Below are 22,237 nucleotides of genomic sequence, written 5' to 3'. Positions count from 1 at the left end.
ACCCTCGAATTTACTAGGACGTCCAAGTAAATGTCGATGGCCAACCGCCGTGAGCGGGTCACGGCGGTGGGGTGTTACGCCTTGACGGGGGCCGGCTGCGCGCCGCTGACCAGCGGAAGCGTCTCGCGGACGATCTTGCGCTCGACGAAGAAGGCGGCGAAGGGAATCGTTCCGGACAGCAGCACCCACAGCAGCTTGCCGAACGGCCACTTGGCCTTGGAGCCCAGGTCGAAGGCGAAGACCAGGTAGATGATGTAGAGGATTCCGTGCGCCTGGGAGACCGCGAAGGTCACATCCTCGCCCATGTCGAACCCGTACTTGAACACCATGCAGGTGCACAGCACGAGCAGCATGACGGCGGTCACGTAGGCCATGACGCGGTAGCGGGTCAGCACGCTGGATTTCATGCCGTCGAGGGTAACCGTCCACTTTGGGCGATCTTCGGGCGGGTCAGTCCTCCTCGAAGTCCCCGGCCGCCACCCGCAGCGGGCGGAGCATCGCGAAGATCTCGGCGCACTCCTCGGCGTCGTAGGCGCTCAGGCCGAAGTCCATGGCCATGAGGTCGCGGGTGGCGGCGTCGACGACCTCACGGCCCTTGGCGGTGATGGAGGCGAGGGTGCCGCGGCCGTCGTTGGGGTTGGGCCGCTTGTCGACGAGGCCGGACTTCACCAGGCGGTCGACGGTGTTCGTCACCGAGGTGGGGTGGACCATCAGACGCTCGCCGATCTTGGACATCGGCAGCTCACCGGCCTTGGAGAAGGTGAGCAGCACCAGCGCCTCGTAGCGCGCGAACGTCAGCCCGTACGGCTTGACCACCGCGTCCACCTCGGCGAGCAGGATCTGGTGCGCCCGCATGATCGAGGTGATCGCGGCCATGGACGGCACACTGCCCCAGCGCTGCTTCCAGAGCTCATCGGCGCGGGCGATGGGATCGAACGGGAGACTGAGCGGCTTCGGCACGGCACCAGACCCTACCGGCCGGTCATTATGCGGTCAGCTCCGTCTCGACTTTCAGGACGGCTCTCCTCGCCGTGACGGGACGGCGGGTCCGTCGCGACCGGTGACAGGCCATTTGTCCCTTACAGGATATTTGTCAGCTCTGTGTCACGATGGGGTCGCTGAACGTCACCTCCGCTCAGGGGAGCAGCATGTCCCGGCTGACCCACACGCTCACCGCCCTGACCGCCCTCACCGCTCTCGCGCTGACGGCGGGCTGCTCGTCCGCCCCCGGCATCGGCGAGGCATCCGTCGCCGGGGCCGCCTCCCGGGCGGCGGACCGCGCGCCCGCCTCCCCCTTCTGGGTCGACCCGGACAGCCCCGCCGCCCGGCAGAAGGCGCTGTGGCAGCGGCAGGGCCGCACCCAGGACGCCAAGCTGCTCGCGCGGATCGCCGACCGGCCGGCCGCGCTGTGGCCGGCGGGCGAGACCGATCCCGCCCCGCAGGTGAAGGCGGCCGTCGCCGCGGCCCGCGGCACCGGGCAGACCGCCGTGTTCGTCGCCTACAACATCCCGCACCGGGACTGCGGCCAGCACTCGGCGGGCGGGGCCGCGGACGCGGCCGCCTACCGCTCCTGGATCGGGAGGTTCGCCGAGGCCCTGGGGGACGCCGAGGCACTGGTCGTCCTGGAGCCGGACGCGGTCGCGCACGTCGTCGACGGCTGCACGCCCGCCGAATTCCACGCCGAGCGCGAGCAGCTGCTGGGCGAGGCCGTGGCCCGTCTCAAGCGGCAGCCCGGCACCAAGGTGTACCTGGACGCGGGCAACCCCTCCTGGATCCGCGAGCCGGAGAAGCTGGTCGAGCCGCTGCGGCGGGCCGGGATCGAGGCCGCGGACGGCTTCGCCCTGAACGTCTCCAACTTCCAGACGAACGAGGTGACCAAGGAGTACGGCCTGCGGCTCTCCCGGCAGCTCGGCGGCAAGCACTTCGTCGTCGACACCAGCCGCAACGGCAACGGCCCGCTGGCCGGCGTCTGGTGCAACCCGCCCGGCCGCGCCCTGGGCACCCCGCCCACCACCGACACCGGTGAACCCTCCCTGGACGCCTATCTGTGGATCAAACGGCCCGGCGAGTCCGACGGCACCTGCGAGGGCGGCCCGGACGCCGGGCAGTGGTGGCCGCAGTACGCCCTGGAGCTGGCGCGCAACTCCAGGGCGTGACGGGGCGTTCTGGAGGGAACTCCTGCATCTGCCGCCCGGCGCCGGCTACTTCACCTGGATCCACTTCGCCTCGGACGGGGTGCCCTCGGCGTCGGTCACGAACAGCATGTACCAGCCGGGCGGGACCAGGGCCGGGTCGTCCGGGACCTGGAAGGTCACCCTCTCACCGGCCTTGGTGATGCCCAGTTCGATCGAGCGCTGCTCGACGTCCGTGGTGTGGGTGACCGCGCTCGGGCGCATCAGGCGGGCCTTGGCGATGCGTTCGGGGTGGTCGGTGCGGAAGGTGACCCGGTGACCGGAGTCCAGTTCCTTCGGTCCGTCCCCGAGGACCGGACGCTCGGCGCCGGCCCGGTGCAGGGCGGGCGGGGTGAAGATCTCCATCCGCTGCTCGAAGTGGCCGAGCTTGGTGTTCTGCTGGTCGTCGAAGAGCGGGTCCGAACCGAAGGTGGCGACCCGGCCGTCGGGCAGCAGCAGCGCCTCGGAGTGGTAGTTGCGGCCGACCTCGGGGGCCGCCGCCTCCCGGAAGGCGTTGGTCTTCGGGTCGTAGAACTGCGCCTTGAGGATGTTGCTGGCGCTGCGGCCGCGGTAGTCCCTGGAGCCGTTGGAGGTGAACACCGTGTCGTCCGGCATGATCACGCTGTTCAGATAGCGCGTGCCCTGCGGGAGGTCGGGACCGTCCTCGAAGACCGGGGCGTCCTTCTTCAGGTCCACGACGGCGGTGCGCGGGGTGGACTTCCTGGACTCGCCGACGCCTCCGCCGCCGAGGATCATCACCTTCTGGTCCTGCGCCGGGGGCAGCAGCAGCGAGGCGGACGTCTCGGTCTGGTCGGCGTCGCGCAGTCCGGGGACCTTGGTGAAGGTGTTGGTCCGCGGGTCCCAGATGCCGGGGTCGCGCCCCTTGTCGGCGGGACCGTAACCGGCGTTGGAGCCCGAGTAGAAGAGCTTGCCGCCCTTGGTGAGGAAGAGCGCCGGGTAGGTGGGGAAGTACCGCTTGGGGCCCGGCGTCCACTTCTTGGTCCTGGGGTCGTAGATCTCGTTGTCGCCCGGGTCCACGACGCCTACGTCGTCCAGGCCGGAGACGGCGAGCACCCGGCCGTCGGCCAGGCCGACCAGGGTCGGGTACCAGCGGGCCTTGGCCATGGGGTCCACGGGCACGTACTTCTCGGCGACCGGGTCGAACTCGTAGGCCGCGCGGATGCCCTGGAAGTCCTGCTTGTCCAGGGTGATCTTCTCGGACAGGCCGTAGGTGTTGTCGGCGTCCTTGCCGGTCAGGCCGACGATCTCGTACTGCGCCTGCTTCTCGGTGATCGCGAGCGGGCCCTTCTCGACCGCCTCGACGAAGACGCGGGCCTCGCTCGCGGTGACCTTGGTCTGCCAGGGCTGCATGACGCCCCGGCTGTTGTACGTGATCTTGAAGGTGCGCTTGGCCCGGGGAACCGTGACGTCGAACCGGGTGACGTACTCGACGCCGGCGGGTGAGCGGAAGCGGGTGCCCTTCTTCAGGAAGACGGCCTTGTCCGGGTTCTCGTTCTTCACCCGCATGCCGCCGCCGGCCCGTTCCACCTCGCCGTCGAGCAGTTCGTAGCGGGCGGTGCCGCCGGCCACGAGGAGGCGGCCGTCGGGGAGCTGGGCGTGTCCGGCGCAGAAGAAGTCCTCGGGGGTGGGGATCTTCTTGAAGGTGTTGGCCTTCGGGTCCCACAGGACGGTGTCGAACTCGCCCTTGTCGAACTTGCGTTGCTCGTTGCCGGAGCCCGCGACGATCAGCACCTTGCCGGTGTGCAGCAGGGCGGCGTGGATGGCGTTGGTGCGGTACTCCTCCGGGATGTCGACCTGGCTCCAGGAGCCGTAGCGGGCCTTGTACGCGGGCTGGGCGATCTTGTACGCGTGGTACTTCTCGCCCGCGAAGTCCAGCGCGGCCGGGGCGTTCAGGCCCGCGAGGATCGCGATGCCGCCGATGCCCAGGACGGTTCTCTTGGTCTTCTGCGAGGGCTGGTAGGCCATGGCCTAGTTGCCTCCTGTCGTCGTACCGGACACCTGGGGGGCGGCGGCGAGCGCCGGTTCCTCCGCGAGGAGTGCCGGGGCGGTGCGGGTGTGCGTCCGGCGCCCCCTGCGCTCCCTCAGCTCCGTCCACGCCCACACCGTCACCGGGGCCAGGGCGATCACCGTCGCCAGGACCGCCCAGGTGCGCATCGCCGCGTGGGTGTGGCCGAGGGCGACGGAGGCGGCGAGGGAGGTGACCAGGACGGCCGCCCACATCAGATGGATCCGGAAGGTCAGCAGCCGGTCGGCGCTGGCGGTGCCGCCCTTGGGCGTGACGACGAACCGGCTCGGGCGGCGGACGATCGCCTCGCCCAGGGACTTGAGGTAGATCGGCGCGGACAGGGCGGACATCGCCATGCCGGCCAGGCCGCCGGAGCCCTGCGGCTCGTGCGGGGAGACGTTGTGCCGGCGGTTCCACAGGTACAGGCCGATCTGGAGGGCGGCCGCGTCGCTGTAGAGCATCAGCCAGACGGAGGCGGCGACCTGGGTGCCGGAGGCGCCGAACCAGAGGAACAGCACGCAGCTGAGGATGCCGAGGAACCAGTTCACCGCGGTCATCGGGTAGTACACGAGCATCAGCGTGTACGAGAACAGGCGGCCGGGCGGCATCGTGAACAGCGCCTTGCCGTACTGCTTGAGCAGTGTGTCGTACGTGCCCCTCGACCAGCGCGTCTGCTGGGTGAAGAAGTCCGTCCAGGAGGCCGGGCCCTCCCCCACGGCGAGGACGTCCGGGGTGTACACCGAGCGCCAGTGGTTGCCGGTGCGGGGGTTGCGCCGGCGGTGCAGCTCGAAGCCGGTGGCCATGTCCTCGGTGACGCTGTCCTGCAGGCCGCGGATCTGTTTCAGGGCGGCGATGCGGACGACGTTGTTCGTGCCGACGAACATCGGGGAGCGGTAGCGGTTGCCGGCGCGCTGGATGAGCGCGTGGAAGAGGAACTGCTGGGATTCGGCGGCCTTGGTGACGGGGTTGTGGTAGTTGCCGTACACCTGGGGGCCGACGACGAAGGCGACGTCCGGGTCGCGGAAGTAGCCCATCATCCGCTCCAGGAAGTTCGGGAGCGGGACGTGGTCGGTGTCGACGGAGGCGAAGAAGTCGTAGTCGTCGCCGTGCATCGCGAGCCAGGCGTTGTAGTTGCCGTGCTTGGTGCGGGCCTTGTGGACGCCGGTCTTCCTGTTCCACTCCGGGACGCCGTGGCGGGTGAAGTGGCGTACGCCGAGTTCCGCGCAGAGGGCCTTGGCCTGGTCGTCGTCGCCCTCGTCGAGGAGCCAGACGTCGACGGGGCCGGTGTGGGTGACGCGGGTCGCGCCCTCGAGGGTGGCGCGGACCATGGAGAGGGGTTCTTTGCCGGGGACGTAGGTGGTGAGGAAGGCGACGCGGGTACCGGTCTCGGGGACGACCGGGACGGGGTCGCGGGCCACGAGGGTCGCGTGGGCCACGGAGGCCACGTTGACGACCATGAACAGTTCGATGAGGCCGATGGCTATGAGCATGGTGACGTCGAGCCAGGCGAGCCATCGGTCGCCGCCCTCGCGTTCCACCCAGTGGGTGGGCCAGACGAGGTACACGAGCAGGACGCCGGTGAGCACCGGCGCGAGGGTCATCAGGGCGACGGCTCGTATTCGGTGGGGCTCGCGGGACAGGAGCGAGGTGTACTGCACCCGGTAGGACGTGCCGGACGGCTCCGTGAGCGGTCCGGCAAGAGTGCTGTGGGTGTCGTAGTCGTATCCCTCCGGCCGCACAACGCCCTCCAGTCGTCGGGGATTTCTCTCCACACGTAACTGGACAATTCGGGGCGTGTCGAACTGGGGGCGTCCAGGCGGGTGGGGCGACAACCGGTCGTCCGCCCGCGGGTGGGCGGGTGGACGCCTGCGGCGGCCTGCTCGCGTCCGGTGGGGGCGTGCGTAGCGCATGCCGGTGGGTTGTGGGTCGGGGCCGCGCCGGGGGGTGTCCGTCCTCGGTCCGGCGGTTCTGTCGGGACCTAGGGTGACTGCCCGACGGACGCCGGCCGCTGCGGGCGGACACCCCCCGGCACGTCCCCTTCCCGCCGTCGGCGGCCGACCGACGCCCACCGTGCTGGGTGGCTTCTCCCCGTGGGCGGCTGACCGACGCCCACGGTGCGTGGTGCCTTCCCGCCGTCGGCGACCGACCGACGCCCACCGTGCTGGGTGGCTTCTCCCCGTGGGCGGCTGACCGACGCCCACCGTGCGTAGGGGCTCGTCGCCGTGGGCGGCTTCCGGCCCGTGGTGCGTGGTGCCTCATCGACGTCGGCGGCTGACATGGCCACGGGCGTGGCAGCCTGTCGCCGTCGGCGGCTGATCGGGCCCACGGTAGGTGAGGGCTCGTCGTCGTGGGCGGGTGCGGGCGGTCCTTTCTGGCGCCGGGCGGGTGTACGTCCCTGAGGGGCGCGGGGAACTGCGCGACCAGCCACGTACCACCCGCAGCCGCGTACGGCGAGAACGGCCCCGTTGGGATGGCGCGCGGCCTATTCCGCTAGGTACCGCTCCACCGTCTCCACCTTGGACGTCAGACCGTCCGTCACACCGGGACGGATGTCGGCCTTCAGGACCAGGGAGACCCGCGGCGCCCGCGCCTCGACGGCGGCGACCGCTCGCTTGACGACGTCCATGACCTCGTCCCAGTCGCCCTCGATCGAGGTGAACATGGCGTCCGTGCGGCTGGGCAGGCCCGACTCGCGGACCACGCGGACGGCGTCGGCGACGTACTCCCCCACGTCCTCACCGACGCCCAGCGGGGTCACCGAGAAGGCGACGATCATGCGCTGGCGACCTTTTCCTCGCGGGCGCGGGAGGCGATCAGCGCGTCCTCGGACTCACGGCGCAGCTTGCGGTCGGCGAAGAAGCCGCCGGCGGGCAGGACGGAGAGGACGAAGTAGAGGGCGGCCGTCTTGAAGGACCACTTGGTGCGGTTCCAGGCGTCGGCCCAGAAGAGCACGTAGAGGATGAACAGAACGCCGTGGATCGCACCCATGACCGGGACCGCGTTGAAGTCCGTGGTGCGCTTGAGCACCGAGCAGACCAGGAGCAGGAGGAAGGACACGGCCTCGGGGGTGGAGACGAGGCGCAGGCGGCGCAGGGCGGTGGCGGTCTTGATGTCCACGGGTCACCTTCGGTGGAGGAGTCGTCGGCAGTTTGTGAACGGGTGCACAAACGTCCTCGCCATTGTGACAAACGGGCGGGGGGTGCCGGTGACCGGGCCCCCGGGGTTACCGTCGCAGCGTGGCGATGTTCCGACTTCAGGGAAATAAGGTGCTCGCCGTCGACATGACCGGAGACGCCGTGAAGGCGAAGAACGGTTCGATGGTCGCGTACGACGGACAGATGGCCTTCAAGAAGCTGAGCGGCGGTGGGGAAGGGCTGCGGGGCATGGTGACCCGGCGGCTCACCGGCGAGCAGATGACCGTGATGGAGGTGCGGGGGCAGGGGACCTGCTGGTTCGCGGACCGGGCGTCCGAGATCAGCCTCGTCGAGCTGCGGGGCGAGAAGCTGTACGTGGAGAGCAGCAATCTACTGGCCGCCGACGCGGGGTTGCGGACGGGGACCACGTTCACCGGGCTGCGGGGGGCCTCGCAGGGCAACGGGCTGTTCACCACGACCGTGGAGGGGCACGGGCAGGTGGCCATCACGTCCGATGGGCCCGCGGTGGTGCTCCGGGTGAGTGCGCAGTATCCGTTGACCGTGGATCCGGGGGCGTATGTCGCGCATCAAGGGGAGCTTCGGCAGTCCTTCCAGTCGGGTGTGACGTTCCGCACGCTGATCGGGGAGGGCGGGGGCGAGGCATTCCAGATGCGCTTCGAGGGGGACGGGCTGGTGTACGTGCAGCCGAGCGAGCGGAACACGATCGCGGGGGAGGTGTGACCGTGGGGTTCCGGGAGATCAACGCCAAGGTGGTGGAGGCCACCGTCGTGCCGGGGCAGCGGCTGTTCAGTCAGCGCGGGGCGATGCTGGCGTACCGGGGTGATGTCACCTTCACGCCGAACACGGCCGGCGGGCGGGGCGGGGTCATGTCGATGATCGGGCGGCGGGTCGCCGACGAGGACACTCCGCTGATGACCGTGGAGGGCAGCGGGACGGTGCTGTTCGGGCACGGGGGGCACCATGTGCACGTCGTCCGGCTGAGCGGGGACACGCTGTTCGTGGAGGCGGACCGGCTGCTCGCCTTCGAGGGGGCGCTGGAGCAGCGGACCGTCTTCCTCGGCTCCCAGGGCGGGGTCATGGGGATGGTGCGGGGGCAGGTCAGCGGGCAGGGGCTGTTCACCACCTCGCTGACGGGGCACGGGGCTGTCGCCGTCATGGCGCACGGCGGGGTGTTCGAGGTGCCGATCACGCCGGGGCGGCCTGTGCATGTGGATCCGCAGGCGTACGTCGCCCATCGCGGGGACGTGCGCAACAAGCTGTCGACCGCGCTCGGGTGGCGGGACATGGTGGGGCGCGGGTCGGGTGAGGCGTTCCAGCTGGAGCTCAGCGGGAGCGGCACGGTGTACGTGCAGGCATCGGAGGAGAAGCTGTGACCGCCTACGACCCGGTGACCCTGCCCGTCGACGACAACGTCAACCCGTACACCTTCTGTGTGGAACTCAAGGGGAGCCAGTGGTTCCTGCAGAAGGGGAAGATGATCGCCTACTACGGCTCGATCGAGTTCAACGGCATCGGGCACGGGCGATTGGACCGGCTTGTCCGTACGTCGTTCCATTCGCCACTGCACGCCTCGGACTGGGTCGTGGCCGAGGGCTCGGGGAAGATGCTGCTCGCCGACCGGGCCTTCGATGTCAATTCCTATGACTTGGACGACGGCAATCTGACCATTCGCTCCGGCAACTTGCTCGCTTTTCAGCCAAGTCTTTCGCTGAAGCAGTCGATCGTCCCCGGTTTTCTGACGCTGATCGGAACCGGGAAGTTCGTGGCCGCATCTAACGGTCCGGTGGTGTTCATGGAGCCCCCGATCCGGGTGGATCCGCAGGCGCTCGTCGGCTGGGCCGACTGCCCGTCCCCGTGCCATCACTACGACCATGGCTACATGACCGGGGTGATGGGCGGTCTACGTGCACTGACGGGCCTCGGCGGGGCCTCCGGCGAGGAGCATCAGTTCGAGTTCGTCGGCGCCGGGACGGTCCTGCTGCAGTCGAGCGAGACGCTGCTGCCCGAGCAAGCGGCGGGGACGATTCCGCAGCAGTCGGGCGTGCCCGGCGGCGGCGCGCCCGGTGTCCAGGGTGGACCGCGTCTTCCCGGACAGTTGGGGGACCTCCAGCGTCGCTTCGGACTGTGAGCGGTAGTCTGCGGAGTGTGACATCGAACGCGTGCACGCAGTGTCACACCACCCCCCGTTAGTACGCCTTTCAACTTCTTAGGTAGACTTCATTCATGGAGACCGAAACGGCCACCCGCTGGCTGACCGATGCGGAGCAGTGCGCCTGGCGCACCCACCTGGAGGTCAACAGGCTGTTGACGTACCAGCTCGAAAAGGATCTGCAGCCGTTCGGCCTGACGATGAACGACTACGAAATCCTGGTGAACCTCTCCGAGTCGGAGGACCGGCGGATGCGGATGAGCGACCTCGCCTCCGCCACCCTCCAGTCCAAGAGCCGCCTCTCGCACCAGATCACGCGCATGGAGAACGCCGATCTGGTGCGGCGGGAGAATTGCGAGTCCGACCGTCGCGGGCTGTACGCCGTCCTCACCGACCACGGCATGGAGACCATGCAGCGCGTCGCGCCGCACCATGTCGCCTCCGTACGCCGGCACTTCATCGACCTGCTCTCGCCCGAGGCCCTCACCGAGCTCGACAAGGCCCTCAAGCCCATCGCGGAGCACCTGCGCGGCCAGCGCGGCCGGCCCTAGGGCCCCAGCGGCAGGCGGAGTTCGAAGAGGGCTCCGCCCGCCGGGGCGTCGTGGACCGTGAGGGTGCCGCCGTGGCGCACGGCGACATCGCGGGCGATCGCCAGGCCCAGCCCGGCGCCGCCCTCGTCCCGGCTGCGGGCGGCGTCCAGCCGTACGAACCGCTGGAAGATCCGCTCGCGTTCGGCCTCGGGCACCCCGTCGCCGTCGTCGGCCACCTGGACGACCGCCGACCGCCGGCCCTCCCTGCGGACGGCGACGGTCACCGACGTGCGGGCGTGCCGCTGGGCGTTGTCCAGCAGGTTCGCCAGGACCCTGGCCAACTGGCCGCGGGAGCCCACGACTTCCACCGGGTCCTCGCCGGTCACCGTCACCCCCGGCCGGCCGGCCGCCTCCTCCCGCGCCAGTTCCCCGAGGTCGACCCGGGCGTCGGGGGCCGGGCGCTCCCCCGCGTCCAGCCGGGCGAGCAGCAGCAGGTCGGCGGCCAGGCGCTGGAGTCGTACGGTGTCCTCGACCGCGCCCTCGACGTCCAGCAACTCCGGGTGGGCGGCGCCCACTTCGAGCTGGGTGCGCAGGGAGGCGATCGGACTGCGCAGCTCGTGCGAGGCGTCGGCGACGAAGCGCCGCTGCCGCTCCACGGACGCCTCCAGCGCGGCCAGCGTCTCGTTGGTGGTGCGGGCGAGGCGGGCGATCTCGTCGTGGGTGTCCGGCTCGGGGACCCGGCGGGTGAGGTCCGTGGAGGCGGTGATCTCCGCCATCTCGCGCCGGATGTCCTCCACCGGGCGCAGCGCACGGCGGGTCACCAGCCAGGTCGTCCAGCCGACGATCGCGAGCAGGGCGGGCAGGCCGACGAGCATCACCGTGGACGCGGTGCGCACCGCGCCGCCCTGGGCGTCCAGCGAGGTCCCCGCGTAGACCAGGACCTGCTCGTCGCGGGGGTCGGTGACCTCCACCGCGGTGAACCGGTACGTGGCGCGCGCGCCGTCGGCGGTGGCGGTGCCCTGCCCGCGCCAGGTGACGGACCCGACCTCTCCCGGCTCGGTGCCGCCCTCGTCGTCGGCGTCATCGTCGTCGCCCCCGTCGCCGCGCCCCGCGTCCGGGGCGGGGTTCGCGCGCACGGCGGACGTCGCGGTGCCGGTGATCGCCTGGAGGTCCTCGCTCACCGCGAGCAGCCGGCCCTCGCCGTCGACGACCTGGACCGGGTGGTCCTCGGCGTCCGGCAGGTCGAGCCGGTCGTACGGGGTGCCGGCGGCGATCTGCGCGGCCACCTCGCGGGCCGCCGCCTCCGCGTCCCGGTCGGCCTGTCCGGTGAGGTTGCCGCGCAGCGACAGCAGCACGGCGACGCCCGCGGCGACCAGGGCGACGGCGACGACGAGGGTGGCGGCGAGGGAGGCGCGGGCGCGTACCGAGCCGAAGGGGCGTCTCATCGGGGCTCCTCCAGCCGGTAGCCCGCGCCGCGCACGGTGCGGATCAGCCCGGCGCCTAGCTTGCGGCGCAGGGCGCTGACGTACACCTCGACGATGTTCGGGTCGCCCTCGTAGGCGAAGTCCCAGACGTGCTCCAGGATGTCGCCCTTGGAGACCACCTCGCCCGCGCGCAGCGCCAGTTGTTCGAGCACCGCGAATTCCTTGGCGGTGAGCGGGATCTCGTCCTCGCCGCGGTGCACCCGGCGCGCGGCGGTGTCCACCCGCAGTCCGCCGGCCTCCAGCACCGGGGAGGCCCCGGCGCTGTGGCGGCGGCGCAGCAGCGCCCTGATCCGGGCCACCAGGACGACGTAGGAGAACGGCTTGGTGAGGTAGTCGTCGGCGCCGGTGTCCAGGCCCTCGGCCTCGTCGTACTCGCCGTCCTTGGCGGTGAGCATCAGGATCGGCACGTCGTTGCCCGCGGCCCGCAGGGCGGCGCAGACGCGGTAGCCGTTCATGCCGGGCAGCATGATGTCGAGCACGATCAGGTCGTACGGCGACTCGCTCGCCCGGTGCAGCCCCTCCAGTCCGTCGTGGACGACGTCGACGGCGTATCCCTCGGCGGTCAGGCCCTTGGCGAGGGAGAGGGCCAGGCGTTTCTCGTCCTCGACGATGAGCAGGCGCATGCGTCTCAGGGTGGCAGAGCGAAGCTGAAGCGATCTTCAGGTGGCTTCAGCGTGCCTTCAGCTTCCGGCAGGCAGCGTGGGAGGCGTCGGAACTCCAGTCCCACGGGAGGATGCTCATGAAGCGCCACATCGTCATCGCCGCCGTCACCGCCACCGCCCTGCTCGGCGGGGGTGCCGCGGTCGCCTTCGCCGGGAACGACGACGACAGCAGGGACGAGGTGCGCCGTACGCAGATCACCGCCGCGGACGCCGCCGGCGCCGCCCTGAAGGAGCGGCCGGGCACGGTCGTCTCGGTCGACCTCGACGACCGCGACGGTGACGACGCCCGCGGCTGGGAGGTGGAGGTCCTCGGCAAGGGCAGCACGTCGTACACCGTCCACGTCAACCCGGACAACGGCCGCATACTCGGCACCGACACCGACCGCGACGACGAGGACGGCAACGACCGCGGCCTGCCGAAGGGCGCCACGGTCGACGCCCGCGAGGCCGCCGGGGCGGCGGCCGCCAAGGGCTTCGTCACGTCCGTCGACCTGGACGACGACGACCGCACGGCCGGCTGGGACGTCGAGACGGTCGACTCCCAGGGCAAGGAGAGCCACTGGACGGTGGACCCGAGGACGGGCAAGGTCGCGGCGGACCGCGGCGATGACGACTCCGAGGACTGAGAAGCCCACGGCAGGGCGACGTCCCCAGGGGCGCGGGGCACTGCGCGACCGGCCACGAACGACCCGCACCCGGCGATGCGCAAGTGCCCGGCTGCTCGAAAGCCGCTCTCAGCCCTGGGTCAGCCCCGCGACCAACTCGTCCGACGCCCGGTAGGGATCCAGCTCCCCCGCCACGATCCTCTCCGCCAGCGCGGACAACCGGCGGTCCCCCCTCAGGTCACCGATCCGCTCCCGGAGCGCCGTGACGGCGATGGTCTCCACCTCGTGCGCGGCACGGGCGAGACGGCGCTCGGTGAGCACCCCGCGCTCCTCCATCCACGCCCGGTGTTTCTCCAGCGCCTCGACGACCTCGTCGACCCCCTCGCCGCGCGCGGCGACGGTCTTGACGATCGGCGGGCGCCAGTCGCCGGGCGCGCGGGACTCGCCGAGCCCGAGCATGTGGTTGAGCTCGCGCGCGGTCGCGTCCGCGCCGTCCCGGTCGGCCTTGTTGACGACGTAGACGTCGCCGATCTCCAGGATGCCCGCCTTGGCGGCCTGGATGCCGTCGCCCATGCCGGGGGCGAGGAGGACGACGGAGGTGTCGGCCTGGGAGGCGATCTCGACCTCCGACTGGCCGACGCCGACCGTCTCGACGAGGATCACGTCGCAGCCGGCCGCGTCCAGGACGCGGATGGCCTGGGGCGCGGCCCACGCGAGGCCGCCGAGGTGGCCTCGCGTGGCCATGGAGCGGATGTAGACGCCGGGGTCGGAGGCGTGGTCCGACATCCGGACGCGGTCACCGAGCAGGGCGCCGCCGGAGAAGGGGGAGGACGGGTCGACGGCCAGGACGCCGACCCGTTTGCCCTGCTTGCGGTAGGCGGTGACGAGAGCGGAGGTGGAGGTCGACTTGCCGACGCCCGGCGAGCCCGTGAGCCCCACCACGTAGGCGTTGCCGGTGAGCGGCGCGAGTGCCGCCATGACCTCCCTGAGCTGCGGGGACGCCCCCTCCACCAGGGAGATCAGCCGGGCCACGGCCCGCGGCCGGCCTTCCCGGGCCTGGGCCACCAGCGTGGGGACGTCCTGCATCTCAGCTCCCGTTCTCCAGTTGGGGCCGCGTCCCTCGTGAGGCCGCGTCCCGATCAGGTTCCGTCAGAAAGCGGTCAGGCCCTGGGGACCCGCACGATCAGGGCGTCTCCCTGACCGCCGCCGCCGCACAGCGCGGCCGCGCCGACGCCGCCGCCGCGCCGCTTCAGCTCCAGGGCCAGGTGCAGCACCAGGCGGGCGCCGGACATGCCGATCGGGTGGCCCAGCGCGATCGCGCCACCGTTGACGTTCACCCTTTCCGTGGACACGCCCAGGTCCTTCATTGACTGGTGGGCGACGGCCGCGAACGCCTCGTTGATCTCGATCAGGTCGAGGTCGGCGACCTCCAGGCCCTCCTTCTTCAGGGCGTGCAGGATCGCGTTGGACGGCTGCGACTGCAAAGAGTTGTCCGGCCCCGCCACGTTGCCGTGGGCGCCGATCTCGGCGATCCAGTCCAGGCCCAGCTCCAGCGCCTTGGCCTTGCTCATCACGACCACCGCGGCGGCGCCGTCGGAGATCTGCGAGGAGGTGCCGGCGGTGATGGTGCCGTCCTTGGCGAAGGCGGGGCGCAGCTTGGCCAGCGACTCGACGGTGGTCTCGGCGCGGATGCCCTCGTCCTTGCTGAAGACGACCGGCTCGCCCTTGCGCTGCGGGATCTCGATGGGGGTGATCTCGGCCTCGAACAGGCCGTTCTTCTGCGCGGCGGCGGCCCGCTGGTGGGACAGGGCGGCGATCTCGTCCTGGACCTCGCGGCCGATGCCGAGGCGGGTGTTGTGCTTCTCGGTGGACTGGCCCATGGGGATGTTCTCCCAGGGGTCGGTCAGACCGTCGTACGCCATGGCGTCGAGCATCTCGATCGCCCCGTACTTGTAGCCCTCGCGGGACTTGGGCAGCAGGTGGGGGGCGTTGGTCATGGACTCCTGGCCGCCGGCGACCACGATGTCGAACTCGCCCGCGCGGATGAGCTGGTCGGCCAGCGCGATGGCGTCGAGGCCGGACAGGCACACCTTGTTGATGGTGAGCGCCGGCACGTTCATGGGGATGCCGGCCTTGACCGCGGCCTGACGTGCCGGGATCTGCCCCGCCCCGGCCTGGAGCACCTGGCCCATGATCACGTACTGCACCTGGTCGCCGCCGATCCCCGCACGGTCGAGGGCGGCCTTGATCGCGAAGCCGCCGAGGTCGGCTCCGGAGAAGGACTTGAGGGAGCCCAGCAGTCGTCCCATGGGCGTACGCGCCCCGGCGACGATCACCGAACTGTTCGTTGCAGATGCCATGAGCTGCGATCCCCTTACCGGCCTGCACAGCCGAGGAGTGAACGAGGGTTTACTTCGAATGTACTGATGGCACTCGGTGCCGTCACCGGCCCGTCGGTGTGATCGCGCGCACGTTGCGTAACCACGGCGGGAGCGCTGCACTGAACAGCATGCTGACGCGAATCGACCACATCGGGATCGCCTGTTTCGACCTCGACAAGACTGTCGAGTTCTACCGTGCCACCTACGGCTTCGAGGTGTTCCACACCGAGGTCAACGAGGAGCAGGGCGTGCGGGAGGCCATGCTCAAGATCAACGAGACCTCCGACGGCGGCGCCTCCTACCTCCAGCTGCTGGAACCGACCCGCGAGGACTCCGCGGTCGGCAAGTGGCTCGCCAAGAACGGCGAGGGCGTCCACCACATCGCCTTCGGCACCGCGGACGTGGACGGCGACGCCGAGGACATCAGGAGCAAGGGCATCCGGGTGCTCTACGAAGAGCCGCGGATCGGCTCCATGGGGTCACGGATCACCTTCCTGCACCCCAAGGACTGCCACGGCGTCCTCACAGAACTCGTCACTTCGGCGGCCGTTGAGTCACCTGAGCACTGACCCTCGTACATAGGGGCCGGTAGGGTTGGGTGCGGTCGCCCGGCTGGGTCGCGGCGGCCGCACGCCGGGGTCCGGGTTTCGGGGGACGAGCAACCGGGCAGCAGCCCATGCTCCGCCGTTGATCTGACACCATTCCCCGGGGGCCCCGTTCGGCGGATGGACGGAGCTCGTTTGGAGAGACTTGCGACCAGGGGACGGATGGGACCGCGCAGTGCGGGGCTACGAGAGCCAGGAGCGAGAGCCGGCGGCTGACGTCGACCACCTCTCTCGGTTCGAGGCCGAGATGAAGCGGCTGAGGACCGAGCGGGAAAAGGCGATCCAGCACGCCGAGGACCTCGGCTACCAGGTGGAGGTGCTGCGCGCCAAGCTGCACGAGGCGCGGCGCACCCTCATGACCCGGCCCGCCTACGACAGCGCCGACATCGGCTACCAGGCCGAACAGCTGCTGCGCAACGCGCAGATGCAGGCCGACCAGATCCGCGCCGACGCCGAGCGCGAGCTGAGCCAGGCCCGGGCGCAGACCCAGCGGATCCTCCAGGAGCACGCCGAGCAGGCCGCCCGGCTCCAGGCCGAGCTGCACCAGGAGGCGGTGACCCGGCGCCAGCAGCTCGACCAGGAGCTGGCCGAGCGCCGGCAGACCGTCGAGTCGCACGTCAACGAGAACGTGGCGTGGGCGGAACAGCTGCGCGCCCGCACCGAGGCGCAGGCCCGCCGTCTGCTGGAGGAGTCCCGCGCCGAGGCCGAGCAGGCGATGGCGGCCGCCCGCGCGGAGGCCGAGCGGCTGACCGCCGAGGCCCGCCAGCGCCTGCAGTCCGAGGCCGAGACGGCCCGCGCCGAGGCCGAGCAGCTGCTGCGCCGGGCCCGCGCGGACGCCGAGCGGCTGCTGAACGCCGCCTCCACCCAGGCCCAGGAGGCCACCGACCACGCCGAGCAGCTGCGCTCCACCGCGGCCGGCGAGTCCGACGCGGCCCGCCGCCAGGCCACCGAGCTGAGCCGGGCCGCCGAGCAGCGCATGGCCGAGGCCGAGGAGGCGCTGCGCAAGGCCCAGAGCGAGGCCGAGAAGCTGGTCGCGGAGGCCAAGGAGGCCGCCGCCAAGGCCCTCTCCAGCGCCGAGGCCGCCAACGAGACCCGTACGCGCACGGCGAAGGAGCAGGTCGCCCGCCTGGTCAGCGAGGCCACCAAGGAGGCCGAGGCCACCAAGGCGGAGGCCGAGCAGCAGCTCGCCGACGCCCGCGCGGAGGCCGAGAAGCTGGTCGCCGAGGCCGTCGAGAAGGCCCGGACGATCACCGCCGAGGAGTCCGCGACCCAGCTGTCGAAGGCCGCCAAGACCGCCGAGGACGTCCTCAACAAGGCGGCGGAGCAGGCCAAGGAGACCACTCGGGCCGCCGCCGAGGAGGCCGAGCGCATCCGCCGCGAGGCCGAGGCCGAGGCGGACCGGCTGCGCGCCGAGGCGCACGACATCGCCGAGCAGCTCAAGGGCGCGGCGAAGGACGACACCGAGGAGTACCGCGCCAAGACCGTCGAGCTCCAGGAGGAGGCGCGGCGGCTGCGCGGCGAGGCCGAGCAGCTGCGCGCGGACGCCGTCGACGAGGGCGAGAAGATCCGTGCCGAGGCCCGGCGCGAGGCGGTCCAGCAGATCGAGGAGGCCGCCAAGTCGGCCGAGGAACTGCTGGCCAAGGCCAAGGCCGACGCCGACGAGCTGCGCCGCAGCGCCACCGCGGACAGCGAGAAGGTCCGCACCGAGGCCATCGAGCGGGCCACCGCCCTGCGCCGTCAGGCCGAGGAGACCCTGGAGCGCACCCGCGCGGAGGCCGAGCGCCACCGCGAGGAGGTCGTCGAGCAGGCCGAGGGCATCCGGGCGGACGCCGAGCGGGCCGCCGAGGAGCTGCGCGAGGAGACCGAGCGCGCGGTCGCGGCCCGGCAGGCGGAGGCCGCCGAGGAACTGACCCGGCTGCACACCGAGGCCGAACAGCGCCTCGCCGCGGCCGAACAGGCGTTGACCGAGGCCCGTGAGGAGGCCGAGCGGATCCGCCGCGAGGCCGCCGAGGAGACCGACCGGCTGCGCACCGAGGCCGCCGAGCGCATCCGTACGCTCCAGCAGCAGGCGGAGGCCGAGGCGGAGCGGCTGCGCACCGAGGCCGCCGCCGACGCGTCGGCGTCCCGCGCCGAGGGCGAGGCCGTCGCCGTACGGCTGCGCACGGAGGCCGCGAGCGAGGCGGAGCGGCTGAAGACCGAGGCGCAGGAGAGCGCCGACCGGGTGCGCGCGGAGGCGCAGGCCGCCGCGGAGCGGCTGGGCACCGAGGCGTCCGAGACGCTGGCCGCCGCGCAGGAGGAGGCCGCCCGGCGCCGCCGCGAGGCGGAGGAGCTGCTGGGTTCGGCCCGGCAGGAGGCCGACCAGGAGCGGGAGCGGGCCCGCGAGCAGAGCGAGGAGCTGCTGGCGAGCGCGCGCAAGCGCGTGGAGGAGGCGCAGGCCGAGGCGGTCCGGCTGGTCGAGGAGGCCGACCGGCGCGCCGGCGAGATGGTGTCGGCCGCCGAGCAGCACGCCGCGCAGGTGCGCGAGTCGGTGGCAGGTCTGCACGAGCAGGCGCAGGAGGAGATCGCCGGGCTGCGCTCGGCCGCCGAGCACGCGGCGGACCGTACCCGCCGGGAGGCCGAGGAGGAGGCGGACCGGGTCCGCGCCGACGCCTACGCCGAGCGGGAGCGGGCGAGCGAGGACGCCACCCGGCTGCGCCGCGAGGCCACCGAGGAGGCGGAGGCCGCCAAGGCGCTCGCCGAGCGCACGATGGCGGAGGCCCTCGCCGAGGCCGAGCGGGTGCGTGCGGACGCCTCCGAGCACGCCCAGCGGGTGCGCACCGAGGCATCCGACACCATCGCGCAGGCCGACCAGGACGCGGCGCGCACCCGGGCGGACGCCCGCGAGGACGCCAACCGCATCCGCTCGGACGCGGCGACGCAGGCGGACACCCTCATCACCGAGGCCCGCAACGAGGCCGAGCGGCTGACGAACGAGACCAACGCCGAGGCGGAGCGGGTGCGCACGGAGGCGCTGGCCGCCGCCGAGCAGCTGACCACCGAGACGGCCGCGGAGGCGGAGCGGGTGCGCACCGCCGCCCGCGAGGAGGCCGAGCGGGTCACCGCGACCGCCCGCGAGGAGGCCGAGCGGCTCACCACCGAGACCGTCGCCGAGGCCGACCGGGTGCGCACCGAGGCGCTGGCCGAGGCCGAGCGGCTCACCACCGAGGCCGCTGCCGAGTCCGAGCGGCTCACCACCGAGGCCGCTGCCGAGTCCGAGCGGGTGCGCACCGAGGCGAAGACCGCCGCCGAGCAGATGCTGGCGGACGCGACCGGCGAGGCGGAGCGGCTGCGCGCCGAGGCCGCCGAGACGGTCGGCTCGGCACAGGCGCACGCCGAGCGGATCCGCGCGGAGGCCGAGCGGCTGCGCGAGAAGGCCGCCGCGGAGGCCGAGCGGGTCACCTCGGCCGCCCGCGAGGAGGCCGAGCGCACCCTGGACGAGGCCCGCAAGGACGCCAACAAGCGGCGTTCGGAGGCGGCCGAGCAGGTCGACACCCTCATCACGGAGACCACGGCCGAGGCCGACAAGCTGCTCACCGAGGCACAGGCGCAGGCGCTGAAGACCACCGCGGACGCCGAGGCGCAGGCCGACACCATGGTGGGCGCGGCCCGCCAGGAGGCCGAGCGGATCGTCACCGAGGCGACCATCGAGGGCAACTCCCGCGTGGAGAAGGCCCGTACGGACGCCGACGAGCTGCTGGTCGGCGCGCGCCGGGACGCCACCGCGATAAGGGAGCGCGCGGAGGAGCTGCGCGACCGCATCACCACCGAGATCGAGGAGCTGCACGAGCGGGCCCGCCGCGAGGCCGCCGAGACGATGAAGTCGACCGGCGACCGCTGCGACGCGCTGATCAAGGCCGCCGAGGAGCAGCTGGCCAAGGCCGAGGCGAAGGCCAAGGAGCTGGTGTCGGAGGCGAACTCCGAGGCCGGCAAGGTGCGCATCGCCGCGGTGAAGAAGGCCGAGGGCCTGCTGAAGGAGGCCGAGCAGAAGAAGGCCAAGCTGATCAAGGAGGCCGAGGAGCTCAAGGCCGAGGCGGTCCGCGAGGCCCGGCGCACGGTCGAGGAGGGCAAGCGGGAGCTGGAGGTCCTGGTGCGCCGGCGCGAGGACATCAACGCCGAGATCTCCCGTGTCCAGGACGTGCTGGAGGCGTTGGAGTCCTTCGAGGCCCCGTCCTCCGCCAAGGACGGTGGCGTCAAGGCGGGCGCCACGGTCGGTGCCCCTCGATCGGGTGGCAAGTCGTCGGACGGCTAGTCAGGAGCGGGTGTTCCGGTGTGTTCTGGGTCCTTTGCCCACAACGTTCCAGGAGCTTTGCCCAGGACTTGGCAAGCGATCCGGCGGTCAGCCACTCAAAAGAGGTGTCATTCTCCAGATCAAACACGCATCCGCTCGATGACACACCGTTCCGACCCCTAGGATTCCACCTATCACCTCACCGGTCTCATTCGACAGGAACCCCATGAGCGACACTTCCCCCTACGGCTTCGAGCTTGTGCGGCGTGGATACGACCGCGCTCAGGTGGACGAACGTATCTCCAAGCTCGTCTCCGACCGTGACAGCGCTCTCGCCCGCATCACCGCTCTGGAGAAGCGCATCGAGGAACTCCACCTCGAGACGCAGAACGCCCAGGCCCAGGTGAGCGACGCCGAGCCGTCGTACGCCGGTCTCGGTGCGCGCGTCGAGAAGATCCTGCGCCTCGCCGAGGAAGAGGCCAAGGACCTGCGCGAGGAGGCCCGCCGCGCGGCCGAGCAGCACCGTGAGCTCGCCGAGTCGGCGGCCCAGCAGGTGCGCAACGACGCCGAGTCGTTCGCGGCCGAGCGCAAGGCCAAGGCCGAGGACGAGGGCGTCCGGATCGTCGAGAAGGCCAAGAGCGACGCGGCACAGCTGCGGGCCGAGGCACAGAAGGACGCGCAGTCCAAGCGCGAGGAGGCCGACGCGCTCTTCGAGGAGACCCGCGCCAAGGCCGCGCAGGCCGCCGCGGACTTCGAGACCAACCTGGCCAAGCGCCGCGAGCAGTCCGAGCGCGACCTGGCCTCGCGTCAGGCGAAGGCGGAGAAGCGCCTGGCGGAGATCGAGCACCGCGCGGAGCAGCTGCGCCTGGAGGCGGAGAAGCTGCGCACGGACGCCGAGCGCCGCGCCCGCCAGACGGTGGAGACCGCCCAGCGCCAGGCCGAGGACATCGTGGCCGACGCCAACGCCAAGGCCGACCGCATCCGTTCGGAATCCGAGCGCGAGCTGGCCGCCCTCACCAACCGCCGCGACTCCATCAACGCGCAGCTGACGAACGTCCGCGAGATGCTCGCGACGCTCACCGGCGCCGCGGTGGCCGCGGCCGGCACCCCGGCGGAGGACGAGCCGATCTCCCGCGGGGTCCCGGCGCAGCAGTCCCGGTAACCGTCCGGCGACCGTTCGCTGAACACCTGACGAGCCCTCTGCCACTGAGGTGGCAGAGGGCTTTGTCCCGTTTTAGCGTGGCCGCATGATCGAGCTCGAAGGGCTGACCAAGCGGTACGGCGAGAAGGTGGCCGTCAACAACCTCACCTTCACCGTGCGGCCGGGCGTCGTGACCGGGTTCCTCGGCCCCAACGGCGCCGGCAAGTCCACCACCATGCGGATGATGCTCGGGCTCGACCGGCCGACGGCCGGGGACGTGACGATCGACGGCAAGCACTACGACCAGCTGAAGGACCCGCTGACGTACATCGGGGCGCTGCTGGAGGCCAAGGCGTGGCACGGCGGGCGCAGCGCCTTCAACCATCTGCTGTGCCTCGCGCAGAGCAACGGCATCCCGAAGAGCCGGGTGCACGAGGTGCTGGAGACGGTCGGGCTCACGGCGGTCGCCCGCAAGAAGACCAAGGGCTTCTCGATGGGCATGGGGCAGCGGCTCGGCATCGCGGCCGCGCTGCTCGGCGACCCGCGGATCCTGATGTTCGACGAGCCGGTCAACGGGCTGGACCCCGAGGGCATCCACTGGATCCGCACCCTGATGAAGTCCCTGGCGGCCCAGGGGCGGACGGTGTTCGTCTCCTCGCACCTGATGAGCGAGATGGCGCTGACCGCGGACCATCTGGTGGTCATCGGCCAGGGGCGGCTGCTCGCGGACATGCCCATGGCCGACTTCATCGCGCGCCATTCGCGGACGTACGTCCGGATCCGCACCCCGCAGCGGGAGCGGCTGCTGGATGTGCTGCACCGGGCCGGGATCACGGTGGTGGAGACGGGCAGCGGGGTGCTGGAGGTGGACGGCGGCAAGCCCGAGCGGATCGGTGAGCTGGCCGCGCGCCACCAGGTCGTGCTGCACGAGCTCAGTCCGCAGCAGGCGTCACTGGAGGAGGCGTTCATGCAGCTGACGGCGGAGTCCGTCGAGTATCACGCGCACGCCGGGGTGCCGGCGGCCCGGGCGCGGTGGGGCGACACCTGGCGGAAGGACTGAC

Annotated in this window: 20 protein-coding genes; 10 read left to right on the top strand and 10 right to left on the bottom strand. The window is 71.5% G+C overall.

What is annotated here, in order from left to right; genetic code table 11:
• Window positions 1-74: 74 nt before the first annotated feature.
• Together ACSU6M_RS23540 and ACSU6M_RS23535 are read right to left on the bottom strand one after the other, a co-directional pair.
• A complete protein-coding gene (locus tag ACSU6M_RS23540; RefSeq protein WP_437072083.1) occupies window positions 75-407 on the bottom strand; it encodes a DUF3817 domain-containing protein in 333 nt (110 codons plus the stop codon).
• Window positions 408-450: 43 nt separating this feature from the next.
• Window positions 451-960 carry a MarR family winged helix-turn-helix transcriptional regulator gene (locus ACSU6M_RS23535; protein WP_437072081.1) on the bottom strand — a complete coding sequence of 170 codons (510 nt, stop codon included), beginning with the start codon at window positions 958-960 and terminating at the stop codon, window positions 451-453.
• A gap of 188 nt (window positions 961-1,148) precedes the next feature.
• On the opposite strand from ACSU6M_RS23535, the gene ACSU6M_RS23530 reads away from it, so the two are divergent.
• Window positions 1,149-2,156, top strand: a complete 1,008-nt coding sequence (locus ACSU6M_RS23530) for a glycoside hydrolase family 6 protein (protein ID WP_437072079.1) — start codon at window positions 1,149-1,151, stop codon at window positions 2,154-2,156.
• Between the two features lie 45 nt (window positions 2,157-2,201).
• Here the strand turns inward: ACSU6M_RS23530 and ACSU6M_RS23525 are convergent, their stop codons facing one another.
• The 4 genes from ACSU6M_RS23525 to ACSU6M_RS23510 form a co-directional block, all read right to left on the bottom strand.
• Window positions 2,202-4,157 carry a galactose oxidase-like domain-containing protein gene (locus ACSU6M_RS23525; protein WP_437072077.1) on the bottom strand — a complete coding sequence of 652 codons (1,956 nt, stop codon included), beginning with the start codon at window positions 4,155-4,157 and terminating at the stop codon, window positions 2,202-2,204.
• A 3-nt stretch (window positions 4,158-4,160) separates the two neighbouring features.
• Window positions 4,161-5,936 (bottom strand): glycosyltransferase family 2 protein, encoded by a 1,776-nt coding sequence (locus tag ACSU6M_RS23520; protein WP_437072076.1) that lies wholly within the window; start codon window positions 5,934-5,936, stop codon window positions 4,161-4,163.
• Window positions 5,937-6,679: 743 nt separating this feature from the next.
• Window positions 6,680-6,973 (bottom strand): MTH1187 family thiamine-binding protein, encoded by a 294-nt coding sequence (locus tag ACSU6M_RS23515; RefSeq protein WP_437072074.1) that lies wholly within the window; start codon window positions 6,971-6,973, stop codon window positions 6,680-6,682.
• Window positions 6,970-7,314: a DUF3817 domain-containing protein gene (locus ACSU6M_RS23510; protein WP_437072072.1), complete on the bottom strand. Its 345-nt coding sequence runs from the start codon at window positions 7,312-7,314 to the stop codon at window positions 6,970-6,972. The genes ACSU6M_RS23515 and ACSU6M_RS23510 overlap by 4 nt, the downstream gene beginning before the upstream one ends.
• A gap of 125 nt (window positions 7,315-7,439) precedes the next feature.
• Between ACSU6M_RS23510 and ACSU6M_RS23505 the strand changes: the two genes are divergently transcribed.
• The 4 genes from ACSU6M_RS23505 to ACSU6M_RS23490 all read left to right on the top strand — a co-directional run bounded on the left by ACSU6M_RS23505 (window position 7,440) and on the right by ACSU6M_RS23490 (window position 10,052).
• The gene (locus ACSU6M_RS23505) at window positions 7,440-8,072 is read left to right on the top strand and encodes an AIM24 family protein (RefSeq protein WP_437075321.1); all 633 of its coding nucleotides are present in this window, start codon (window positions 7,440-7,442) and stop codon (window positions 8,070-8,072) included.
• A gap of 2 nt (window positions 8,073-8,074) precedes the next feature.
• Window positions 8,075-8,725: an AIM24 family protein gene (locus ACSU6M_RS23500; RefSeq protein ID WP_437075319.1), complete on the top strand. Its 651-nt coding sequence runs from the start codon at window positions 8,075-8,077 to the stop codon at window positions 8,723-8,725.
• Window positions 8,722-9,480, top strand: a complete 759-nt coding sequence (locus tag ACSU6M_RS23495) for an AIM24 family protein (protein WP_437072071.1) — start codon at window positions 8,722-8,724, stop codon at window positions 9,478-9,480. The genes ACSU6M_RS23500 and ACSU6M_RS23495 overlap by 4 nt, the downstream gene beginning before the upstream one ends.
• A 95-nt stretch (window positions 9,481-9,575) precedes the next feature.
• Complete coding sequence (locus ACSU6M_RS23490; protein WP_437072069.1) at window positions 9,576-10,052, top strand: MarR family winged helix-turn-helix transcriptional regulator; 477 nt, start codon at window positions 9,576-9,578, stop codon at window positions 10,050-10,052.
• On the opposite strand, the gene ACSU6M_RS23485 is transcribed toward ACSU6M_RS23490, so the two are convergent.
• Both ACSU6M_RS23485 and ACSU6M_RS23480 read right to left on the bottom strand, forming a co-directional pair.
• Window positions 10,049-11,476, bottom strand: coding sequence for a sensor histidine kinase (locus ACSU6M_RS23485; protein WP_437072067.1), 1,428 nt, complete (start codon window positions 11,474-11,476; stop codon window positions 10,049-10,051). The genes ACSU6M_RS23490 and ACSU6M_RS23485 overlap by 4 nt on opposite strands.
• Window positions 11,473-12,138 carry a response regulator transcription factor gene (locus ACSU6M_RS23480; RefSeq protein WP_437072066.1) on the bottom strand — a complete coding sequence of 222 codons (666 nt, stop codon included), beginning with the start codon at window positions 12,136-12,138 and terminating at the stop codon, window positions 11,473-11,475. The genes ACSU6M_RS23485 and ACSU6M_RS23480 overlap by 4 nt, the downstream gene beginning before the upstream one ends.
• A 116-nt stretch (window positions 12,139-12,254) precedes the next feature.
• Between ACSU6M_RS23480 and ACSU6M_RS23475 the strand changes: the two genes are divergently transcribed.
• Complete coding sequence (locus tag ACSU6M_RS23475; protein WP_437072065.1) at window positions 12,255-12,803, top strand: PepSY domain-containing protein; 549 nt, start codon at window positions 12,255-12,257, stop codon at window positions 12,801-12,803.
• A gap of 108 nt (window positions 12,804-12,911) precedes the next feature.
• Here the strand turns inward: ACSU6M_RS23475 and meaB are convergent, their stop codons facing one another.
• Window positions 12,912-13,868 carry a methylmalonyl Co-A mutase-associated GTPase MeaB gene (meaB, locus tag ACSU6M_RS23470; protein ID WP_437072064.1) on the bottom strand — a complete coding sequence of 319 codons (957 nt, stop codon included), beginning with the start codon at window positions 13,866-13,868 and terminating at the stop codon, window positions 12,912-12,914.
• 74 nt (window positions 13,869-13,942) lie between these two features.
• A complete protein-coding gene (locus ACSU6M_RS23465; RefSeq protein ID WP_437072062.1) occupies window positions 13,943-15,142 on the bottom strand; it encodes an acetyl-CoA C-acetyltransferase in 1,200 nt (399 codons plus the stop codon).
• Between the two features lie 149 nt (window positions 15,143-15,291).
• Between ACSU6M_RS23465 and mce the strand changes: the two genes are divergently transcribed.
• The 4 genes from mce (at window position 15,292) to ACSU6M_RS23445 (ending at window position 22,236) form a co-directional block, all read left to right on the top strand.
• A complete protein-coding gene (gene mce / locus ACSU6M_RS23460; protein ID WP_437072061.1) occupies window positions 15,292-15,732 on the top strand; it encodes a methylmalonyl-CoA epimerase in 441 nt (146 codons plus the stop codon).
• A 211-nt stretch (window positions 15,733-15,943) separates the two neighbouring features.
• A complete protein-coding gene (gene scy, locus ACSU6M_RS23455) occupies window positions 15,944-20,056 on the top strand; it encodes a polarized growth protein Scy (RefSeq protein ID WP_437072059.1) in 4,113 nt (1,370 codons plus the stop codon).
• A 205-nt stretch (window positions 20,057-20,261) separates the two neighbouring features.
• Complete coding sequence (locus ACSU6M_RS23450) at window positions 20,262-21,197, top strand: cellulose-binding protein (RefSeq protein WP_086172206.1); 936 nt, start codon at window positions 20,262-20,264, stop codon at window positions 21,195-21,197.
• Window positions 21,198-21,282: 85 nt separating this feature from the next.
• A complete protein-coding gene (locus ACSU6M_RS23445; protein ID WP_437072056.1) occupies window positions 21,283-22,236 on the top strand; it encodes an ABC transporter ATP-binding protein in 954 nt (317 codons plus the stop codon).
• The last annotated feature ends 1 nt before the right edge of the window (window position 22,237 follow it).

Source organism: Streptomyces sp. enrichment culture (genome assembly GCF_964272895.1).
Classification (GTDB): domain Bacteria; phylum Actinomycetota; class Actinomycetes; order Streptomycetales; family Streptomycetaceae; genus Streptomyces.
The sequence above is the reverse complement of the archived record's forward strand: the minus strand, read 5'-3'. Positions and strand labels throughout refer to the sequence as shown.